Annotated in this window: 21 protein-coding genes; 9 read left to right on the forward strand and 12 right to left on the reverse strand. The window is 73.1% G+C overall.

All coding sequences use genetic code 11. The features are described 5' to 3' along the window. Positions 1-70: 70 nt before the first annotated feature. Positions 71-1,459, forward strand: coding sequence for a hypothetical protein (locus tag Actkin_RS19935; protein WP_258903771.1), 1,389 nt, complete (start codon positions 71-73; stop codon positions 1,457-1,459). A 37-nt stretch (positions 1,460-1,496) separates the two neighbouring features. On the opposite strand, the gene Actkin_RS19940 is transcribed toward Actkin_RS19935, so the two are convergent. The 5 genes from Actkin_RS19940 to Actkin_RS19960 form a co-directional block, all read right to left on the reverse strand. Next, a complete protein-coding gene (locus Actkin_RS19940) occupies positions 1,497-2,627 on the reverse strand; it encodes a S1 family peptidase (RefSeq protein ID WP_258903772.1) in 1,131 nt (376 codons plus the stop codon). A 257-nt stretch (positions 2,628-2,884) separates the two neighbouring features. Beyond that, positions 2,885-3,868 (reverse strand): VWA domain-containing protein, encoded by a 984-nt coding sequence (locus Actkin_RS19945; RefSeq protein WP_189211805.1) that lies wholly within the window; start codon positions 3,866-3,868, stop codon positions 2,885-2,887. 2 nt (positions 3,869-3,870) lie between these two features. After that, on the reverse strand, positions 3,871-4,752 hold the full coding sequence (locus Actkin_RS19950; RefSeq protein ID WP_189211806.1) for a DUF58 domain-containing protein: 882 nt from the start codon (positions 4,750-4,752) through the stop codon (positions 3,871-3,873). A gap of 50 nt (positions 4,753-4,802) precedes the next feature. After that, positions 4,803-5,813, reverse strand: coding sequence for an AAA family ATPase (locus Actkin_RS19955; RefSeq protein WP_189211032.1), 1,011 nt, complete (start codon positions 5,811-5,813; stop codon positions 4,803-4,805). A gap of 76 nt (positions 5,814-5,889) precedes the next feature. Then, complete coding sequence (locus Actkin_RS19960) at positions 5,890-6,489, reverse strand: molybdenum cofactor guanylyltransferase (RefSeq protein ID WP_258903774.1); 600 nt, start codon at positions 6,487-6,489, stop codon at positions 5,890-5,892. Positions 6,490-6,569: 80 nt separating this feature from the next. On the opposite strand from Actkin_RS19960, the gene Actkin_RS19965 reads away from it, so the two are divergent. Beyond that, complete coding sequence (locus tag Actkin_RS19965) at positions 6,570-7,754, forward strand: NAD(P)/FAD-dependent oxidoreductase (protein WP_258903775.1); 1,185 nt, start codon at positions 6,570-6,572, stop codon at positions 7,752-7,754. Between the two features lie 61 nt (positions 7,755-7,815). After that, the gene (locus tag Actkin_RS19970; protein ID WP_258903776.1) at positions 7,816-7,950 is read left to right on the forward strand and encodes a hypothetical protein; all 135 of its coding nucleotides are present in this window, start codon (positions 7,816-7,818) and stop codon (positions 7,948-7,950) included. Here the strand turns inward: Actkin_RS19970 and Actkin_RS19975 are convergent. Further along, complete coding sequence (locus Actkin_RS19975; protein WP_258903777.1) at positions 7,947-9,293, reverse strand: MBL fold metallo-hydrolase; 1,347 nt, start codon at positions 9,291-9,293, stop codon at positions 7,947-7,949. The genes Actkin_RS19970 and Actkin_RS19975 overlap by 4 nt on opposite strands. Before the next feature lie 73 nt (positions 9,294-9,366). On the opposite strand from Actkin_RS19975, the gene Actkin_RS19980 reads away from it, so the two are divergent. Further along, complete coding sequence (locus Actkin_RS19980) at positions 9,367-10,128, forward strand: GntR family transcriptional regulator (RefSeq protein WP_258903778.1); 762 nt, start codon at positions 9,367-9,369, stop codon at positions 10,126-10,128. Continuing rightward, positions 10,128-10,895 carry a sulfite exporter TauE/SafE family protein gene (locus Actkin_RS19985; RefSeq protein WP_258903779.1) on the forward strand — a complete coding sequence of 256 codons (768 nt, stop codon included), beginning with the start codon at positions 10,128-10,130 and terminating at the stop codon, positions 10,893-10,895. Before Actkin_RS19980 ends, Actkin_RS19985 begins: the two co-directional genes overlap by 1 nt. Here Actkin_RS19985 and Actkin_RS19990 read toward each other — a convergent pair. Continuing rightward, positions 10,892-11,869 (reverse strand): LCP family protein, encoded by a 978-nt coding sequence (locus Actkin_RS19990; RefSeq protein ID WP_258903780.1) that lies wholly within the window; start codon positions 11,867-11,869, stop codon positions 10,892-10,894. The genes Actkin_RS19985 and Actkin_RS19990 overlap by 4 nt on opposite strands. After that, entirely contained in the window at positions 11,866-12,369 is a 504-nt protein-coding gene (locus tag Actkin_RS19995) for a SigE family RNA polymerase sigma factor (protein WP_258903781.1), read from the reverse strand. The genes Actkin_RS19990 and Actkin_RS19995 overlap by 4 nt, the downstream gene beginning before the upstream one ends. A 212-nt stretch (positions 12,370-12,581) precedes the next feature. Between Actkin_RS19995 and Actkin_RS20000 the strand changes: the two genes are divergently transcribed. Further along, entirely contained in the window at positions 12,582-13,448 is an 867-nt protein-coding gene (locus tag Actkin_RS20000; protein ID WP_396122770.1) for an alpha/beta hydrolase family protein, read from the forward strand. Here the strand turns inward: Actkin_RS20000 and Actkin_RS20005 are convergent. Beyond that, on the reverse strand, positions 13,445-14,203 hold the full coding sequence (locus Actkin_RS20005; protein ID WP_258903782.1) for a pentapeptide repeat-containing protein: 759 nt from the start codon (positions 14,201-14,203) through the stop codon (positions 13,445-13,447). The two genes, Actkin_RS20000 and Actkin_RS20005, sit on opposite strands and share 4 nt — an antisense overlap. A gap of 41 nt (positions 14,204-14,244) precedes the next feature. On the opposite strand from Actkin_RS20005, the gene Actkin_RS20010 reads away from it, so the two are divergent. Then, entirely contained in the window at positions 14,245-15,117 is an 873-nt protein-coding gene (locus tag Actkin_RS20010; protein ID WP_258903783.1) for a hypothetical protein, read from the forward strand. A 1-nt stretch (position 15,118) separates the two neighbouring features. Here Actkin_RS20010 and Actkin_RS20015 read toward each other — a convergent pair whose 3' ends face one another. The 3 genes from Actkin_RS20015 to Actkin_RS20025 all read right to left on the reverse strand — a co-directional run bounded on the left by Actkin_RS20015 (position 15,119) and on the right by Actkin_RS20025 (position 17,598). Then, positions 15,119-15,343 (reverse strand): hypothetical protein, encoded by a 225-nt coding sequence (locus Actkin_RS20015; protein WP_258903784.1) that lies wholly within the window; start codon positions 15,341-15,343, stop codon positions 15,119-15,121. A 348-nt stretch (positions 15,344-15,691) separates the two neighbouring features. Further along, on the reverse strand, positions 15,692-16,429 hold the full coding sequence (locus Actkin_RS20020; protein ID WP_258903785.1) for a class I SAM-dependent methyltransferase: 738 nt from the start codon (positions 16,427-16,429) through the stop codon (positions 15,692-15,694). Further along, positions 16,429-17,598, reverse strand: coding sequence for an aminotransferase-like domain-containing protein (locus tag Actkin_RS20025; RefSeq protein ID WP_258903786.1), 1,170 nt, complete (start codon positions 17,596-17,598; stop codon positions 16,429-16,431). Before Actkin_RS20025 ends, Actkin_RS20020 begins: the two co-directional genes overlap by 1 nt. Before the next feature lie 73 nt (positions 17,599-17,671). Between Actkin_RS20025 and Actkin_RS20030 the strand changes: the two genes are divergently transcribed. After that, a complete protein-coding gene (locus Actkin_RS20030; protein ID WP_258903788.1) occupies positions 17,672-18,184 on the forward strand; it encodes an Lrp/AsnC family transcriptional regulator in 513 nt (170 codons plus the stop codon). After that, entirely contained in the window at positions 18,181-18,579 is a 399-nt protein-coding gene (locus Actkin_RS20035; protein ID WP_229786925.1) for a cupin domain-containing protein, read from the forward strand. The genes Actkin_RS20030 and Actkin_RS20035 overlap by 4 nt, the downstream gene beginning before the upstream one ends.

Raw genomic sequence — 18,579 nt, forward strand, 5'->3', positions numbered from 1 at the left:
GATGACCGGGGAGTGGCAGCCGTACATCCAGGCGACGAAGAACCAGTACGGGATCAAGGACCACGGTCGGGTGCTGACCGTCGAGGAGATCCGACAGCGGCTGACGATGGAGGGACTGGCGAAGTACGGGCCGTTCTTCGGTCCGCTGTTCGCCGAGCTGGAAGCGCACGACAAGACGCCCGCCCACGTTGACGCCCAGGCCGAGGCGCTCGCTCGGAACACCATGACCCGTCAGCCCCCTGGTGCTCCCGCCGTCCACTACGAGGGCATCCCACACCAGGAGCTCTACGACTCGGTCCACAATGGAGTGGATCCCGGCTCGGTCGAGGCGACGGGGAATCTCTGGGTGCGGCTCGGCAACGAGCTCACCGGCTTCGGTGACACTGTCGCCGGGGCGATCGCCGACAGCGAGTCCGCATGGAGCGGGGAGGCCGCGCGGAAGGCGCGGCAAGCGGTTGCGGAGATGGCCAACAAGGCCGGGCAGGCGGGGCAGGCGTCGCAGTTGGCGGGCACCGTCATGGGCCAGCAGTCCTTCGCGCTGTCTCGGGCGCGGTCCAGTGTTCCGCCGCCGCCTCAACCGCCCTATGACCCGGTGACCGCCGCGGCGCAGTTGCAGGAGATCACCGACCCCGCGCAGTACAACCAGCAGGCGGCCGCCAACCAACGGGCCGCCGCGGCCCAGGAGGCGGCGCATCGGGAGGCTGCGGCGGTGGTCCGGTGGTATGACCAGACCCTGGCGGCCAGTGCGACGACCGCGCCCGCTTTCGCTCCGCCTGCGACCGCGCAGCCACCCAGGGCCGAACCGCCGGAGGACGATCCGAGGGGCGGGGGCGGCGGGCGTCGTGGCGATGGCTCCGGTGGGCTCGGGTCAGGGCACGGCGGGGCGGGTGGCGAAGGCGGTGGGCACCCGCTGCCCCGCGATCCGGCCGTGCCGCCGAGTGAGAGCGGGACCGGGGCGTCCGGCATCACCGGGCCGGGTGGGCGGCCCAGCCTGCCCGGCGGGCCTTATCCGGGGCCCGGCGCGCTTCCGCCCGCTGACCCGGTGGGTCCGGTCGGTCCGGTCGGCCCCTGGCACGGCGGGCCGGGTGATCGCGGGGCAGGTCGTGGTGGTCAAGGTCCCGACGGCCGCGGGCGGCTTGCTGGGTCGGGAGGCACGGCCGGGCCCGGTGCGCCGGGCCGGGCGGCCGGACTCGGAGGACCGGGCAGAGTGGCCGGACTCGGCGCGGTCGGCGGGCAGCCGGTCCCTGGCCAGCAGGGCGGGTTCGGACCGAGAGGCGGAGCCGGGCCGGGTGCGGCCGGAGCCCGCGGGGGCATCGCGGGCGGTCCAGGCATGGGAGGCGTTCGCGGACAGGGCGGCGAGGATAGCGAGCACGAACGGGCCAGTTTCCTGGTCGAGACCGACCCGGAGGGGCTGTTCGGGACCGACCAGGTGACAGCGCCGCCGGTGATCGGGGAGTAGGAGAGGGCGCCGCCCCGGAGGGGGCGGCGCCCTGGGGCTAGCGGGTGACCAGGGTCAGGCCGTAGCGGTTGAGGATCTCGTTGACGGGCTGGAAGTACGTGGTGCCGCCCGACGTGCAGTCGCCTGAGCCGCCGGAGGTGACGCCCTGGGCTTGGTTTCCGCTGATGAACGAGCCGCCCGAGTCGCCGGGTTCGGCGCAGACCGACGTGCGGGTGAGGCCGTAGACGGCGCCCTCGGCGTAGCGGACGGTCTGGTTCTTCGACTGGATGGTGCCGCAGTGCCAGCCCGTGGTCGAGCCCGACCGGCAGACCGACGAGCCCACCGGGGCCTCCTGCGAGCCGCGCACCGACACGCCGTAGCCGTCGTAGCGGTTGACCATGCCCTGCGGGGTCCACGACGAGTTCACGGCCACCACGGCGAGGTCGTCGCCGGGGAAGGACGAGCCGCGGAAGGTGCCCTGGGCGACGCGGTTGGAGCCGGTGGTCGAGGTGCCGACCCGGCCGCAGTGGCCCGCCGTCACGTAGCCGCCCTGCACGGAGAAGCCGACGGAGCAGCGGCCGCCGCTGCCCATGTAGTAGGCGTCGCCGCCGTAGAGGTTGTAGAGGGTGCGCGGGGTCTCGGCCGACTCCACGACCGTGACCGCGGCGCGGTCGGCGCCCGCGCGGGCCACGAAGGACTTCGCTTGGGCGGTGGCGCCCGGGGCGGCGGTGACGGTGACGGTGTTCCGCTGCACGTCGACGTACCAGCCGGTGACACCCGCCGGGGCGGCGGCGAGCGAGCGGTCCAGGGTGTCGGCGGTCGCGTCGAGCTTGCGGGCGCTGTGCCGGACGACGGCGGCGCGGGCGCCGTCGGCGCGGACGGCGGACGCCTTGCCCGCGTCGGTGACACCGACGACGAGCGTGCCGGACGCGGCGTCGAACCAGGAGCCGCCGAAGGCGTCGGACAGGGTGGCGCGCAGCCTGTCCTCGGTCCTGGCGGCCTTGTCCTCGGCGGCGATCCGGGCGAGCGCGGCGTCCTTCGACAGGCCGAGGTCGCGCTCCATGGCGGCGAGCATCCCCGGCGACGCGGCGGCGGCGGGGTCGGCGGGGGCGGCGGCGAGTGCCGGGAGTGCGGCGACGGAAGCGCCCGCGACGGTGAGCAGGGCCACCGCGACGAGAGTGCGTTTCACGAGTTCTCCATGCGTTGGGTGCAGGGTTTCGATCGGTCCCGCGATGACGGGAACGGCGTTTCCCGCCGTCTGCGAATCTTTCTCGCAACCGACCGACGCCTCGAATACCACCGCAGCGGCGCACGCCCGCACAAGTGCCGGTGTTTACCGGTTTGCCGACTCGACTGTTAACGCGCAGGTAGGAACCGGAATTCGACCATCCCAGCAGGTCAGCGGGTTGACAGAGGGCGACGGAAAGGCCCTGTTAACTGTGGAACCTACGGAAGCCGCTGCCCGACGACCAACGACATCGCCGCCGCCAATACTGCCAACAATGTGCCCATGATGAGCCACGGTCTGCTCGCGTCGGTGAACTTGATCTCATATCCGATCTGTTCGCCGAGGGTGTCGTATACGCTGCGCAGCTGCTCGGCGGTGGCGGCGGTGTAGAAATCGCCGCCGGAGAGCCGGGCTATCTCGCGCATGGCGTCGTCGTCGACCTCGACCGACTGCACGCGGCCCTCGATCTCGACGGTGCCCTGCATCGTGCCGAAGGAGATCGTGGTGATCGGGATGCCCTTGTCCTTCGCCGCACGGGCCGCGGTGAACGAGCCCCGGGGGTCGTCCTCGAACTCCGTCGGGATCGTCTGCTTCCCGTCCGACATCAGCACGATGCGCGCGGGCGGCGGTCCGTCGGGGCCGCCGACCACCGATGAGAAGCTCTCGATCGACTGCATGGCCGCGAAGATCGCCTCGCCGGTCGCGGTGGACTGGGCGAGCTTGAGGTTGTCGATGGAGTTGACCACGGCCGCGCGCTCGGTCGTCGGGGCCACCAGGACCGTCGCCGTGCCCGCGAAGCTGATCAGGCCCAGGTTCACCCCGGGCGTCAGGCCCTGGACGAACGTGCGCGCCGCCTCCTGCGCTGCCTTGAGCCGCGACGGCGGCACGTCGGTCGCCTCCATGGACAGCGACACGTCGATCACCAGCACGACGGTCGCCCGGTTGCGCGGCACGCGCTGTTCGGCGGTCGGGCCCGCCATCGCGGTCGTGAGCAGCATCAGGGCGATCACCAGGCCGACCGCGGGCACGTGCCGCACCCAGCCCTGCCGCCTCGGCGCGACGCGCTCCAGCAGCTCCAGGTTGGTGAACCGCATGACCCGGCGGCGGCGCGAGCGCTGCACCAGCAGATAGCCGACCACCAGCGCGGCGACGGCCAGCAGCAGCAGGAACCACCACGGCGCGGTGAACCCGCTCAGGCTCAGGGTCACGCCACACCTCCCGACCAGCGGCGCTTGCGGGACACGACGAACCGCACGGTGTCGGCGATCCAGTCCGAGTCCGTGCGCAGCGTCAGGTGGGCCGCGCCCGCGCGGCGCAGGCAGGCGGCCACAGTGGACCGGTGCTGCGCCGCGGCGGCGGCGAACTCCTTGCGCAGCAAGGGCGTCGCCGTCACCTCGCGCTGGCGGCCGGTCTCCGGGTCGGCCAGCACGACGGTGCCGACGTCGGGCAGCTCCGTGTCGCGCGGGTCGACGATCTCGACGGCGACCAGCTCGTGGCGCAGCGACAACGCGCGCAGCGGGCGCTGCCAGTCGGTGTCGCCCAGGAAGTCCGAGACCACGACGGCCAGGCCGCGGCGGCGCGGCGGGCGGCGCAGCTGGTCGATGGCGGCGGCGAGGTCGCCGCGCACCCCCTCGGGCGGGCTCGGCGTCTCGGCCACCCGGCGCACCAGGCCGCGGGCGTGGGCGAGGCCGCCGCGCGCGGGCACGCGGGCGGTCCGCTCGCCGGTCGCGATGAGCGCGCCGACGCGGTTGCCGCCGCCGCGCGTCAGGTGCGTGATGGCGGCGACGGCGGCCACCGCGAGGTCGCGCTTCTCGCAGGCGGCCGTGCCGAAGTCCAGCGACGCCGAGAGGTCGACCACCAGCCACGTCTCCAGCTCGCGGTCGGCGACGGTCTCCCGGATGTGCGGGGTGGTCGTGCGGGCGGTGACGGCCCAGTCCATGCGGCGCACGTCGTCGCCGGGCTGGTACGGCCGGGCCTCGCCGGGCTCGGAGCCGGGGCCGGGCACCAGGCCGAGGTGGTTGCCCTGCAGCAGGCCGTCGAGCCTGCGGCGGACGTCGATCTCCAGCAGCCGCAGCCCGGCCTCCATCCGGTCGCCGCGCAGGATGGGCGGCGCCCAGCCGGGTCGTTCGCCGCGGGTCACGGCCTGCCCGCTGGCACCTGCGGCCGGGCCGAGACCTGCGGCAGCGGGACGGTCTGCAGCACGCGGGTGACCATGTGGTCGACGGGGACGCCGTCGGCGAGGGCGTCGTAGCTGAGCACCAGGCGGTGGCGCAGCACGTCCGGCACCACGTCGACCACGTCCTGGGGCAGCACGTAGTCGCGGCCGCGGACCAGGGCCAGCGCCCGGGCCGCGGCGATGATGCCGAGGCTGGCGCGCGGGGACGCGCCGTAGGCGATCCAGCCCGCGACGTCGGCGAGGCCGTGCTCGGCCGGGGTGCGGGTGGCCAGCACCAGCCGGACGGTGTAGTCGACGAGCGCGTGGTGGACGAAGACCCGGGAGGCGACCTTCTGCAGCCGGATCAGCTCCTCCGGGCTGAGCACCTGGTCGGGCACCGGGGGCTCGACGCCCATCCGGTAGACGATCTCGCGCTCCTCCTCGGCCGTCGGGTACTCGACGATGATCTTGAAGAGGAACCGGTCGCGCTGGGCCTCGGGCAGCGGGTAGACGCCTTCGTTCTCGATCGGGTTCTGGGTGGCCAGCACCAGGAACGGGTCGGGCATCGGGAAGGTCTGGCCGCCGATGGACACGTGCCGCTCGGCCATGACCTCCAGCATCGCCGACTGCACCTTGGCGGGCGCGCGGTTGATCTCGTCGGCGAGCACGAAGTTGGCCACGACCGGGCCCAGCTCGACGTCGAAGCGCTCGGTGCCCTGGCGGTAGATGCGGGTGCCGAGGATGTCGGCGGGCACGAGGTCGGGGGTGAACTGCACGCGGGAGAACGACCCGCCGACGACCTTGGCGAAGGTCTCCACGGCCAGCGTCTTTGCCACCCCGGGGACGCCCTCGAGCAGCAGGTGGCCCTTGGCGAGCAGCCCGACGAGGACGCGTTCCACCAGCCGGTCCTGCCCGACGATGACGCGCTTGACCTCGAACACGGTGCGCTCCAGCACCTGGGCGTCGTGGGCGGGCGTGGTCGGCTCGGTCACCGGCGTTCCTCCTGTGGCGGGATACCAGGACAGCCAACCCCACCACCGGTATGAGCCCTGTGAAACGCGGGTCCGGCTAGCGCCACCGGTCGAGGTCGGCCGGGGTGTCCAGATCGGACGACGCGCCGCCGGGATCGGGCACGCGCACAGGCGCCAGCGGGCCGAGGACGGCGTAGAGGCCGCGCCCGGAGCGCTCGACGGCGGCACGCAGGACGTCGACGCGCCACGCGCTCAGCAGCCACTGGTCGCGGCCTTCGGTGTCGACCAGCACGGCCCCGGTCTCCCCCACCGCGTCGCGCACACGGCGCACTGTGGCGCAGTCCACGGCGGGCAGGTCGGCGGCAAGCAGCACGACGACTTCGGGTGCCGGAATGTCGCGCGCAGGCATATCAGGCGCGGTGTCATCGAGCGCCGGGACGGTGCCGGCGGTGTCCACGGCCGACAGACCGGCGGCCAGCGCGGCGACCGGTCCGCTGCCGGGCTCGACCTCGCGGGTCCAGACGACCGGGCGGGCGGTGTGCCTGCGCGGGCCCACGACGATCACCGGGTCCGCGCCCTCGACGGCGGCGACGGCCCGGTCGAGCAGGGTCATCCCGCCGATGACCAGGGCGGGCTTATCGATGCCGCCGAGCCTGCTCCCGCGTCCGCCCGCCAGGACGATTGCCGCCCACCTCACCCCGCCGACCCTAGTACCGCCCTTGATCGCCCACATTATGGGACAGTAATATGTCCGTACATTTCAGTCGGGAGGCGGATGTGGCGGACTGGCGGCACCGGATCGTGATCGTCGGGGGTGGCAGCGCGGGGATCTCGGTCGCGGCGCGGCTGCGGCGGGCAGGCCAGCGCGACGTCGTGGTGATCGACCCATCGGGCACGCACTACTACCAGCCGCTGTGGACGCTCGTCGGCGGTGGTCTCGCGCCCGCGCACAGCAGCGCCCGACCGCAGGCGTCCGTGGTGCCGAAGGGGGTGACCTGGGTCCGGCAGGCAGCGGTGGGCGTCGACCCGGACACCCGCGAGGTCACCCTCGACGACGGGTCCGCGGTCGGCTACGAGTACCTGGTGCTGTGCCCGGGCATCCAGCTCGACTGGGGCGCGATCCCCGGTCTGGAGCCGACGCTGGGGCTCGCGGGCGTGTCCAGCAACTACCGCTACGACCTCGCGCCCGCGACCTGGAGGTACATCAAGGGACTGCGGTCGGGCGCCGCGGTGTTCACCATGCCGTCGGGGCCGATCAAATGCGGGGGCGCGCCGCAGAAGATCGCCTATCTGGCCGCGGACTACTGGCGCGAGCAGGGCGTGCTCGACAAGATCGACGTGCACCTGGTGCTGCCGACGCCCACGGTCTTCGGGGTCAGGGAGTTCGCGCGCGTCCTCGACGGCGTGGTGCGGCGCTACGGCATCAGGGTGCACTTCCGGAGCGAGCTCGTCGAGGTCGACGCCGACGCCCGCAAGGCGCGGGTCGCCGGTCCGGAGGCCGAGAGCGTCCTGGAGTACGACCTGCTGCACGTGGTCCCGCCGCAGAGCGCGCCGGACTGGGTGAAGCGGTCCGCGCTCGCCGGTCCGGACGGGTACGTGGAGATCGACCGGCACACCCTGCGCCACGTCCGCCACCCCGAGGTGTTCGCCCTCGGCGACGCCGGGTCCAGCCCGAACTCCAAGACCGGCGCCGCGGTCCGCAAGCAGGCGCCGGTGGTGGCCGCCAACCTGCTCGACGCCATGGCGGGCCGCCCGCCGAGCGCCCGGTACGACGGCTACGCGTCCTGCCCGCTCACCACGTCCCGCCGGACCATGCTGCTCGCGGAGTTCGACTACTCGATGACGCCGACGCCGTCGATCCCGTTCATCGACACGATCAGGGAACGGCGCGACATGTGGTACCTCAAGCGGTACGGCCTGCCCGCCCTGTACTGGAACCTGATGCTGCGCGGCCGCGCGTGAGGGACCGTCCCGCATCGCGGGACCACTTGCCGCCCGAGTCGGCCGGTGCTCGACTGGCCGGGTGAGCGCGGACACGGTCGACCAGGACACGGCGCCGGAGCCCCGGGCCGACGAGCCGGAGCCCGAGCCGGAGTCGCGGCTGGCCCGCATCGCCCGGCTGATCCGCGCCGCCAGCGACCACGGTGTGCCGTTCTAGCCGAACCGGTGGGAGTTCGCGGCGAAGTCGTCGTCGACCAGGACGACGTCGTGGCCCGCGCGGGCGAGCAGGCTGGCGGCGATGGCCGCGCGCGTGCCCGCCGCGCAGTGCACCCACAGCCTCCCCCGCGGCACCTCGCCGAGGCGGTCGAGCAGCGAGTGCAGCGGGATGTGCGTCGAGCCGGGGACGTGGCCCGCCGCGCGCTCGTCCTCGCGGCGCACGTCGATGACGTGGACCCCGGCGTCGGCGCGGGCCCGGGCGAGGTCGGCGAACGTGGCGGTCGGGTACGTCCGGACCTCCTCGGGCTTGGCCAGCTCGGACGGTGCGCCGACGGCCGCGCCCGCGATCCGGTCGACGCCGATGCGGACCAGTTGGCGCTGGGCGTCGGCGACCTGGTCGGCGGTCTCGCCGATCAGCGTGAGCGGGCTGCCCCAGGGGATCAGCCAGCCCAGGTACGTGCTGAACCGGTCGCCGAGCGCGATGCTGATGGTGCCGCCGACGTGCTCGGCGGCGTACGCGGTCCGGTCGCGCAGGTCGACGACCCACTCCCCCGCGCGGATGCGCCTGCGCAGCTCGTCGGGGTCGACCGGTTCCGGCGGCGAGAGGTCGGGCGCACCGGGGCCCTGCCGGTTGAGCGCGCTCATGTGGGCGTAGTAGCTCGGGTATGCCGTCAGGCCCGCGACCAGCTTGGTGACGAACGCGTCCTCGTCCTGCTCGACCAGGGCGTCGTTGCGGCGGCGCTCGTCGCCGATCGTGCTGGACGCGCCCGCGGCGGCCGATCCGGACGAGCAGAAGCTGCCGAAGCCGTGCGTGGGGTAGACCGGCACGTCGTCGCCGAGTTCGGCGGCCAGCCTGCGGGCCGAGCGGAACTGCGCGCGGGCCAGCTCCTCCGTGCGGTCCGGGTCCACCAGGTCCGTGCGGCCGACCCCGCCGAACAGCAGTGACCCGCCGGTGAAGACCGCCGACTCCGCCCCGCGACTCACCACATAGGACAGATGGTGGTCGGTGTGCCCGGGGGTGGCGACCACGCGCACGGTGAGCGAACCGGCGGTGCGCACGTCCCCGTCGGAGACCGCGTCGCGGTCGAAGGAGACGTCGTCGCCCGCCGCGACCAGGTACGCCGCGCCCGTGCGGCGGGCCAGCTCGTGGCCGCCGGTCACGTAGTCGTTGTGGATGTGGGTCTCCACGACCAGCACGCACCGCAGGCCGTGCCGGGCCAGCACCGCCTCTACGCGGTCGATGTCGCGCTGGGGGTCGACCACCACGGCCACCGCGCCGTCGTGCGCGACGTAGCTGCGGTCGCCCAACTCGGTGGTCTCCACGACCTCGACGCTGAGGCCCACTGCGTCACCTCCGCTTGCCCGCTCTTCCATAATGACCGTACATTAGGCGGCAGCGATCTCAAAGGATGAGAGCATGGGTGCGACACCGCTGCGGCGCGACTCCGGCGAGCCCCTCTGGGCCCAGCTGCTCGCCGACCTGCGCGGACGGCTGGCCGACGGCGAGTTCGCCGACGGGTTCCCCGGCGAGCTGTCGATCGCCGAGCAGTACCAGGTAAGCAGGCACACCGTCCGCCAGGCACTCGCGCGCTTGCGCGGCGAGGGGACGGTGACCGCCGCCCGCGGGCGCGCGCCCCGGCTGCTGCCCTCCCCCGGCATCGAGCAGTCCCTGGGCACGCTCTACAGCCTGTTCGCCGCCGTCGAGGCCACCGGCGTGCCGCAGCGCAGCGTCGTCCACGTCCTCGACACCCGCGCCGACGGCGTGGTCGCCGCCCGCCTCGGCCTGGAGGAGTCCACGCCGCTGGTCTACCTGGAGCGGCTGCGGCTGGCGGGCGACGAGCCGCTGGCCGTCGACCGGGCCTGGCTGCCCGCCGACCTCGCCGCCCCGCTGCTGGACGTCGACTTCACCCGCACCGCCCTGTACGAGCAGTACGCCGCGCTCTGCGGCGTGCACCTGACCGGCGGGCAGGAGCACATCCGCGCCGTCATCCCCACCCCCGGCGAGCGCGCCCTGCTCGACATCGACGGCGAGGTCGCCGCCCTGGCCATCGACCGGCTCGGCTGCGCGGGCGGCAGGCCGGTCGAGTGGCGGCACACGGTCGTGCGCGGCGACATGTTCAGCGTCACCGCCGACCTGCCCGCCGCGACCGGCTACCGGCTGCGCCCCCGGCGGGCCTGATGGTGGTCCTGCTGGCGGCGCCGCTGGGCGCGGTGATCGGCCTCGTCGTGGGCGCCCTCGGGGGCGGCGGCGGCGTGCTGACCGTGCCCGTGCTGGTCTACCTGCTCGGGCAGAGCGGCCAGGACGCCACCACCGGCAGCGTGATCATCGTCGGGCTGACCGCGCTCGCGGGCGCGGCCGCGCGGGCCCGCGACGGCAGCATCGACTGGCGGACCGCGGTGGCCTTCGGGGTGATCGGCGGGCCAGCCGCCGTCCTGGGCACCGCGCTGAACCGCGACGTCGACCAGTCGGTGCTGCTGCTGGCGTTCGCGGCCGTCACCGTGCTGGCGGCGGGCGCGATGCTGGTCGACACCCGCCGCCACGCCGGGGAACCGCGGCAGGCCGTGGCCGTGCGCACCCGGGTGAGCGCGAAGGCGGTGGCCGTGGCCGCGCCGATCGGCTTCCTGACCGGCTTCCTCGGCGTGGGCGGCGGGTTCCTGGTCGTCCCGGCGCTGGTGATCGTCCTGCAGATGCCGATGCCGACCGCGATCGGCACGTCCCTGCTGGTGATCGGGCTCAACGCGCTGACATCCTTCGGCGCCCGCGTCGGCGACCTGCACGTGGACTGGGCGGTCATCGCGCCGTTCACGATCACCGCCGTGATCGCGTGCCTGGCGGGGAAGCGGCTCACCGAGCGGCTGCCGGGCCACACGCTCTCCACGGCGTTCGCCGTCCTGCTCGTGCTGGTCGGCGTGTTCACCGGTGCCCAGAGCCTCCTCAGCCTCTAGTTCACGCAGCCGTCCCCGCCCGGCGCGGGCGGACCGGACGGCGGCGCCGTGGACCCGGCGGGCGCGAAGAACTCCGCCGTGAACGCCGCGACCTGGGCGGCGTCGACCTTCAGGACGGCCAGGCCGCCCACCGTGCCGTTGACGTCGGCGATCGGGATCGTGGCGACGCGGACCGGGCCGGTGGCCTCTGCGGCCATGGCCACCGGGCTCCAGCCGGGGTCGGTGTCGACCACGTCCTCGACGAGCGCGGTCAGCTCGGCGCGGCGGCCGGGGTCGGTGAGGACCGTCGTGACCAGCTTGTCGACCAGTGCCCGCGCGAACACCTGCTGGCGCACGACGCGGTCGAGGTCGCCGTTGGGCAGGCCGTGGCGCTGGCGCACGAAGGCGAGGGCGGCCGCGCCGGACAGGCTCTGCCGCCCGGCCGGGAAGTCGGCCCCGGAGAACCCGTCGGCGGACGGCGCCCGCAGGCACACCTCGACCCCGCCGACGGCGTCGGCCAACCGCTGGAAGCCCGCCATCTCCACGGCGGCGTAGTGGTCGACCGGCTGGCCGGTCAGCCGCTCCACCGCGGCGACCATGGCCTCGGGGCCGGACAGGTACGCCGAGTTCAGCTTGCCCATGCCGTGGCCGGGGATGTCGACCCACGCGTCCCTCGGCAGCGACAGCACCGCGACCCGGCCCGCGTCGACCCTGACCAGCATGATCGAGTCGGCGCGGCCGCCGTCGGACCCGATCACCACCACGTTCCGGGCGGGCGCGGGCGCGGCCGGGGCCACGGGCGCCGCCGGCGCGTCCCGGCCCGCCATCAGGGGGATGCTCACCGCGGCCACGGCCGCGGCCGCCGCGACCGCCACGGCGGCGGCCAGTCCGCCGCGGCGCCTGCGGGGCGCGCGCAGGCGCTCGACCACGACGGACCCGGGCACGGCCCGGGCCGCCTCGTCCGCCAGCACGGCTCGGATGTCGTCCTCGGTCACCGGACCACCTCTCGGGCGGGTTCGGCCACGCGCAGCGCGCGCAGGGCACGGGAGATCTGGGAGCGGACGGTCACCTCGGCGCAGCCCAGCACGCGGGCGATCTCGGCGTCGGAGTAGTCCTCGTAGTAGCGCAGCACCAGGGCCGCGCGCTGTTTGCGCGGCAGGATCGCGATGAGCGCGCGCATGGCGTCGCGGTCGGCGTGGGCGTCGGTCCGGTCGCCGACCGACGGCGACAGCGCGGCCATCACCTCGGGCGCGGCGGCGACGTCGCTCGCCGCGCGCCTGCGCCGCCACGACAGGTACTCGTTGGTGACCATCTTCTTCACGTACAGGTACGGCGCGTCGGTCGCGGCTATCCGCGACCAGCGCCGCTGGGCGCGCAGCAGCACCTCCTGGACGATGTCCTGCGCCAGGTGCGGGTCGCAGCACAGGGCGGTGGCGTAGCGCAGCAGCCGGTCGATGCGCTCCACCACGAAGTCGTCGAACCCTCCATCGGGCACGGTCCCTCCAACGTGGCTGGATCATTCGGGCGGGAAACGCCTCCGGCGGGCCCGGTTGTTGCACGGGCGACGGAATTCACCTCGCACCCTGCAACTTCCCGGTTCCGATCACCTTTTGCCAAACCTCTTGACCGACTTTCCTCGATCGTCTAACAATCTAGCTACTCGTCGGTCGGTAAGCGGCCGGTCACCCTCCGATCAGGAGACAATCCATGGCACGCAAGGGCTTCGCCATGCGCGTTCTCGCGCCGCTGGTGCTGGTGGGCGGGCTGACGGCGGGCACATCCGCCGCCCATGCCTCGGACAACCCGTACGAGCGGGGACCCGATCCCACGGAGTCGAGCATCGAGGCCTCGCGCGGGCCGTTCGCGGTCGCCCAGTCCACCGTGTCCCGGACGGCGGCGCGCGGGTTCGGCGGCGGCACCGTGTACTACCCCACCGACACCTCGCAGGGCACGTTCGGCGCCATCGCGATCTCCCCCGGGTACACCGCGACGCAGTCGAGCATCGCGTGGCTGGGCCCGCGCATCGCGTCCCAGGGCTTCGTGGTGATCACCATCGACACGCTGAGCCGCTACGACCAGCCCAGCGCGCGGGCCGACCAGCTGCTGGCCGCGCTCGACCACCTGACCGGCAGCAGCCTGCGCGACCGCATCGATCCGACGCGGCTCGGGGTCATGGGGCACTCGATGGGCGGCGGCGGCGCTATCGAGGCGGCGAACGACCGGCCGTCGCTGCAGGCGTCCATCCCGCTGACCGGGTGGCACACGACCAAGACGTGGTCGCGGATGGCGGTCCCGACGCTGGTCGTCGGCGCGGAGAACGACGGGGTCGCCCCGGTGGCCAGCCACTCCGAGCCGTTCTACGAGGGGACGCCCGCCGAGCTGGACAAGGCGTACCTGGAGCTGAACGACGCGAGCCACTACGCGCCGAACTCGCCGAACGTCACCATCGCCAAGTACAGCATCTCCTGGCTCAAGCGGTTCATCGACAACGACACCCGCTACGAGCAGTTCCTCTGCCCCGCCCCGGCGGAGTCGACGATCTCGGAGTACCGCGACACCTGCCCGCACTCCTAGCGCCAGTGCGCGGGGCGGGTCCGTGCGGCGGGCAGGAGCGTCGTCGCGTCGCCCACCGCGGCCGTGAGCTGCGGCTGGGTGACGAACAACGCGCCGGACAGATCCGCTCCGCGCAGGTCCGCCCCGCGCAGGTCGGCGCCGGTGAGGTCGGCCTCGGCGAGGTCGGCGCCACGCAGATCGGCGCCCAGCAGCAGCGCGCCGCGCAGGGACGCGCCGTTCAGAGCGCGTCGGCGCAGGTCGCGGCCGATCAGATCGGCTCCGGCGAGGTCGGGGCCGCGGCCGCGGGCCAGGTCGGCCGCCGCGCGGAGGACCCCGACCGCGGCCGAGCGCTGCGCGTCGACGTCGACGTCGGGGTCGTCGGCCGCTTTGTCCACTTGGTCCCGGATCCGGGCGAGGTCGGCGCGCACCGGCTCGGTCCCGGGCAGGGCCAGCGCCTCGGCGAGATGCCAGAGGAGTTCGTGGAGGGCGCGGACCTTGCCGAACCGGGCGAACATCGGGCCGGCGGCGGCGGGGTCGTCGCGCCAGTCGGGGCCCTGCGACACGCGCTGGCCCGCGCCGAAGCACTCGAAGACGGTGCACCCGGCGTAGCCGTTGTCGCGGAGGCGGTCGTGGACGCCGCAGCGGAAATCGGCCAGCAGGTTCCCGCACGGCGTCCCGGCGGGCTTGTCGACGGGGAAGTCGGCGGACCGGGTGAACGCGAGCGCGACACAGCACAGCCCGTGGCACCGGGAGCAGTCGGAGTGCAGTTCGCCCACACGGCCACAGTAATAGGGCGGATTTCCCTAGCCTGGTCGGCATGGACTTCAGCAACCGGACCGCGTGGTCGCGGATGCCCGGGATCAACCGGGTGAACAGGGAGCGGGCGGGGCTGGCGTACGAGCGGGGCTGGCAGTTCGCCGAGGAGGCCCCCGCCCTCCTCGACCGCTGGCGCGTCCTCCCGCTCACCCAGCGCGGCGACATGCGCATGGCGTACGGCGCCCTCACCGGCGTCTGTGACGGCCTGCCGTTCACCATGTTCGACTTCATCCGCCGCGACCGCGTCGTCAACATGCAGGCGATGGGCCTCACGCTGAACAAACACCACGACTTCCGCACCGACTCGGTCTGGGCCGTCACCCTGCAGGCGCCGATGCCGTTCTTCCAGATCACGTCGAACAACGAGGTGTACGCCGACGTCGACCACCACCCGCGCCCGATGACCGGCGAGCGCAAGTTCGACCGCAGACACCGCCTGGTGGACACCGACCCGCACGTGGCGGCGCAGATCCTCACGCCGCCGCTGGTGGGTTTCCTTCGTGAGGCCGAACTGGGCACGTGGTCCCTGGTGGGGAACGAGCTGGTGTACGCGGAGATGGTGATGCTGGCGAACACGACGCCGCAGAAGGTGGTGGGGACGCTGGCGAAGCTGGCGCACCTGGTGACGTACCTGCCGAGGCACTTCGGTCAACCGCAGCAGCCTTATCCGGGGCAGGGGTACCCGGGCTACCCGGCGCAGGGGTACGCGCCGCAGGGCTATCCAGCACAGGGACAACCGCCTCAGGGCCCGCCGCAGGGGTATCCGGCGCAAGGGCCCTATCCGCCTCAGCCGTATCCGCAGCAGCCTTACCCGCCGCAGTATCCGCCGGGCTCGACGCCGCCTCCGCCGTTCCAGCAGCCGGGCTACTACTAGGTCAGTTCCACCGGCCAAGGGTCGGCAGCCCGCCGGAGCGGGTGCGCACCGAGGTGGAGCGGTGCACGTCCTGATCGCCCCGCTCGAGGACGTCGTTCTCCCAGTCCAGCAACTGCTGCCGCTGATACGGCGTCAACGCCGCGCGCTCGCCGGGATCCAGATCGCTCCACGAGAGCCTGCCGTCCCGGAACAGGCGACGCAGCTCGCGAAAGGGCCGACCCGACACAGACGGCTCGGCACTCCGCCGCGACTCAGTAACCCGCCGCGTCTCACCGGTCCGGCGCGGTTCACCGGTCCGCCGGGGCTCACCAGTCCGGCGCCGCTCACCGGTCCGCCGGGGCTCACCAGTCCGGCGCCGCTCACCGGTCCGCCGGGCTCGCCGCTCTGGCGCGGCTCCGTGGTGCGGCGCGGCGCACTGCTCTGGGGTGGCTCGGCGCGTCGGGGTCCTCGGGCCGCTCGGCGTGGGACGCAGGCGCATCCGAGGCCGACGGTCAGGCCACATCGCTGGCATTCCATGCCCACCACCCGATGAGAAGTCGATGTCTCCAGGGAAGTCGGGGCACCAGGCGGGGTGTTACAGCGGTTTCCGGGCCAGGAGGGAGAAGGTGTTGGGGAGTTGGCCGCGCCAGGCGGCGGCGTTGGTGTTGTGGGGGCGCCAGAAGGGGTCGGGGTGTTCGGCTAGGTGGAGGAGGTCCAGGTTCGCGGCCAGGACGGCGGTGATGACGTCGGACAGGGTTGCCTGCCACTCCACGGCGCCGTTGGCGGGGAAGGTGTCGTTGACGTGGGAGCGGGCGAAGTAGCCTCGGTCGGGGCGGATGCGCGGTTCGTCCTCGTCCCAGGTCCACAGTGGAACCATGGGATGGGCTTCGTACACGAACAGGTGTCCGCCGGGGCGCAGCAAGGCTATGACGTCCCGCGCCCAGGCGGTGAGGTCGGGGAGCCAGATCAGGGCGCCCTTGCCGGTGTAGACGAGGTCGGCGCAGCCGGGGCGCAGCGGGGCTCCCGGGAGTTCGGCCACCACGTAGCGGCAGGGGACGCCCAGGTCCGCTGCCCGGCGGGACGCCGCGGTGGCGGCTGTCCTGCTGAAGTCGACGCCGACCACCGAGGCCGCGCCCGCCTTCACCAGCGCGACGTCGTCCAGGCCATGGCCGCTCTGCAGGTGGACGACAGCGGGGGCGGACTCCAGCACGGGCCGCAGCAGATCGAGCTCCACCGGGAACAGTGACGTCCCCGCCCGGGCCTCGGCGAGCAGTTCGGCGTACTCGCGCACGTGCTTGCGGGAGGCGATCTCCCACGCGGCCCGGTTGTCCATCACGCCAGGTGGGCGCCGAGGCGGGTCAGGCCGTCGACGATCTTCTCCTCGGACAGGCCGGAGAAGTTGAGCCGGGCGTGGTTGTGCTCGGGCTCCCCCGCGAAGAACGACGCCCCCGGCACGTACGTCACCCGCGCCTTGGGCAGCGCCGTGTCGCGCATGAACGCCGTGGTGTCGAAGCCCTCCGGGAAGGTCAGCCAGGTGAACAGCCCGCCGGTCGGGGTGGTGAAGCGGGTGGTGTCGGGGAACGCGTCGGCCAGGGTCTTCAGCATGAGGTCGCGCTTGTCGCGGTACACCGCGCGGACCGAGGCGATGTGCGCGTCGATGTCGTACCGGTCCAGGTACAGCGACACCGCGGCCATGTTGAGCGTGCCGCACTGGGTGTCGGCGGCGAGCTTCAGCAGGGTGAGCTTGTCCAGGATCTCCGGGCTCGCGACCGCCCAGCCCAGGCGCATGCCGGGCGCGAGGATCTTGGAGAAGCTGCCCAGGTGCAGCACCCGGCCCTCGGTGTCCAGGCTTTTCAAGGTGGGCAAAGCCTCGCCGTCGTACCGCAGCGCGCGGTAGGGGGTGTCCTCGACGACCAGCAGGTCGTACCGGTTGGCGAGGTCGATCAGCGCGCGCCTGCGCTCCAGGCTCATCGTCACGCCGGTCGGGTTCTGGAAGTCCGGGACGGTGTAGAGGAGCCTGGCGCGCGGCGACTCCGCCAGCACCCGTTCCAGGTCCGCCGGGTCCATGCCGTCGTCGTCGGTGCGCACGGGCGCGTACGTTGGCTCGAGCGGGTTGAACGCGATCAGCGCGCCCAGGAACGTCGGGTTCTCCGTGACCACGGTGTCGCCCGGATTGAGCACGAGCTTCCCCGCGAGGTCCAGGCCCTGCTGCGCGCCCTGGATGATCAGCACGTCGTCGGCGCCGCACGCGATCCCGTCGCGCGCGAGCCGCCGGGCGACGTGCTCGCGCAGCGAGGACAGCCCGTTGGACGGGCAGTACTGCAACGCCGACGGGTCGCCCGCGAGCAGTTCGTCGTAGACGGCGCGCAGGTCGTCGGTCGGGAACAGCGCGGGATCGGGGTAGCCGCCGCCGAAGGAGATGATCGCCGGGTCGGCCCCGTGCCGCAGCAGGTCGCGGATCGCGGAGGGACCCACCCGACTCATCCGGTCTGCGTACCGCACCGACCCTCCTCGCAATCGCATGGTCCGCCATGCCTTGTGGCTTACGTTCGCCAGTCCTATAGTGCCGATCGACATGGCAAATGACAAGCACGAGCCGGTACCCCGGCTCGACGACACGGACGTGGCCATCCTCAAGTACCTCGCCGAGGACGCCCGGCTCTCCCAGCGCGCGATCGCCCGCGGGGTGGGCATGTCCCCGCCCGCGGTCGCCGACCGCATCGCCAGACTGGAGTCGCTGGGGGTCATCGAGGGCTACCGGGCCCGGATCAACTACGGCCTGCTCGGGCGCGCCCTGACCGTCGTCGTGGGCGTGGCCTCCGAGCGCAGCGACAACCAGCGCGAACTGGCCCAGCAGGTGGTGGAGATCCCCGAGGTCGAGAGCGTCGACCTGGTGACCGGCGCGCTGGACCTGCAGGTGCGGCTGCGCGTGCGCGACCAGGCCCACTTCAACGAGGTCTATTTCGACCGGCTGCTCGCCCTGCCCGGCATCCGCCACACCGAGACCGCGCTCGTGCTCTACGCCTACACCCCCGACAACTTCGCCGACCGCGTCCTGACCAGCCTCACCCCACCGGAGGAACCGTGACCGAGCACTTCAGCACCGAGGCCAAGGGGACGCCGACCGCGCCCGGCCGGTACGTGACCGTCGGCGACATCGACCCGGTCGAGTTCGTCGAGGGCCTGGCGTTCCGGCCCGTGCTCGGCCAGAGCGCCATGGCCAACTTCGTCAGCTTCGAGCCCAACACGACCGCGCCGTTGCACGTCCACGAGGAGGAGCAGATCACGATCGTGGTCGAGGGGGAGTTCGAGTTCACATTGGACGGTGAGACGCGGACCATGCGCGCGGGTGACGTCGCCGTCATCCCGCCGTGGGTCCCGCACGGCGCGCACACGAAGGACACCACGTGCAGGCAGATCGACGTGTTCACCCCGCCGCGCACGTCGCTGCTCGACCACGCCCGCAAGCAGGCCGAGAGCTGA

Source organism: Actinokineospora sp. UTMC 2448, assembly GCF_024760565.1.
GTDB lineage: Bacteria > Actinomycetota > Actinomycetes > Mycobacteriales > Pseudonocardiaceae > Actinokineospora > Actinokineospora fastidiosa.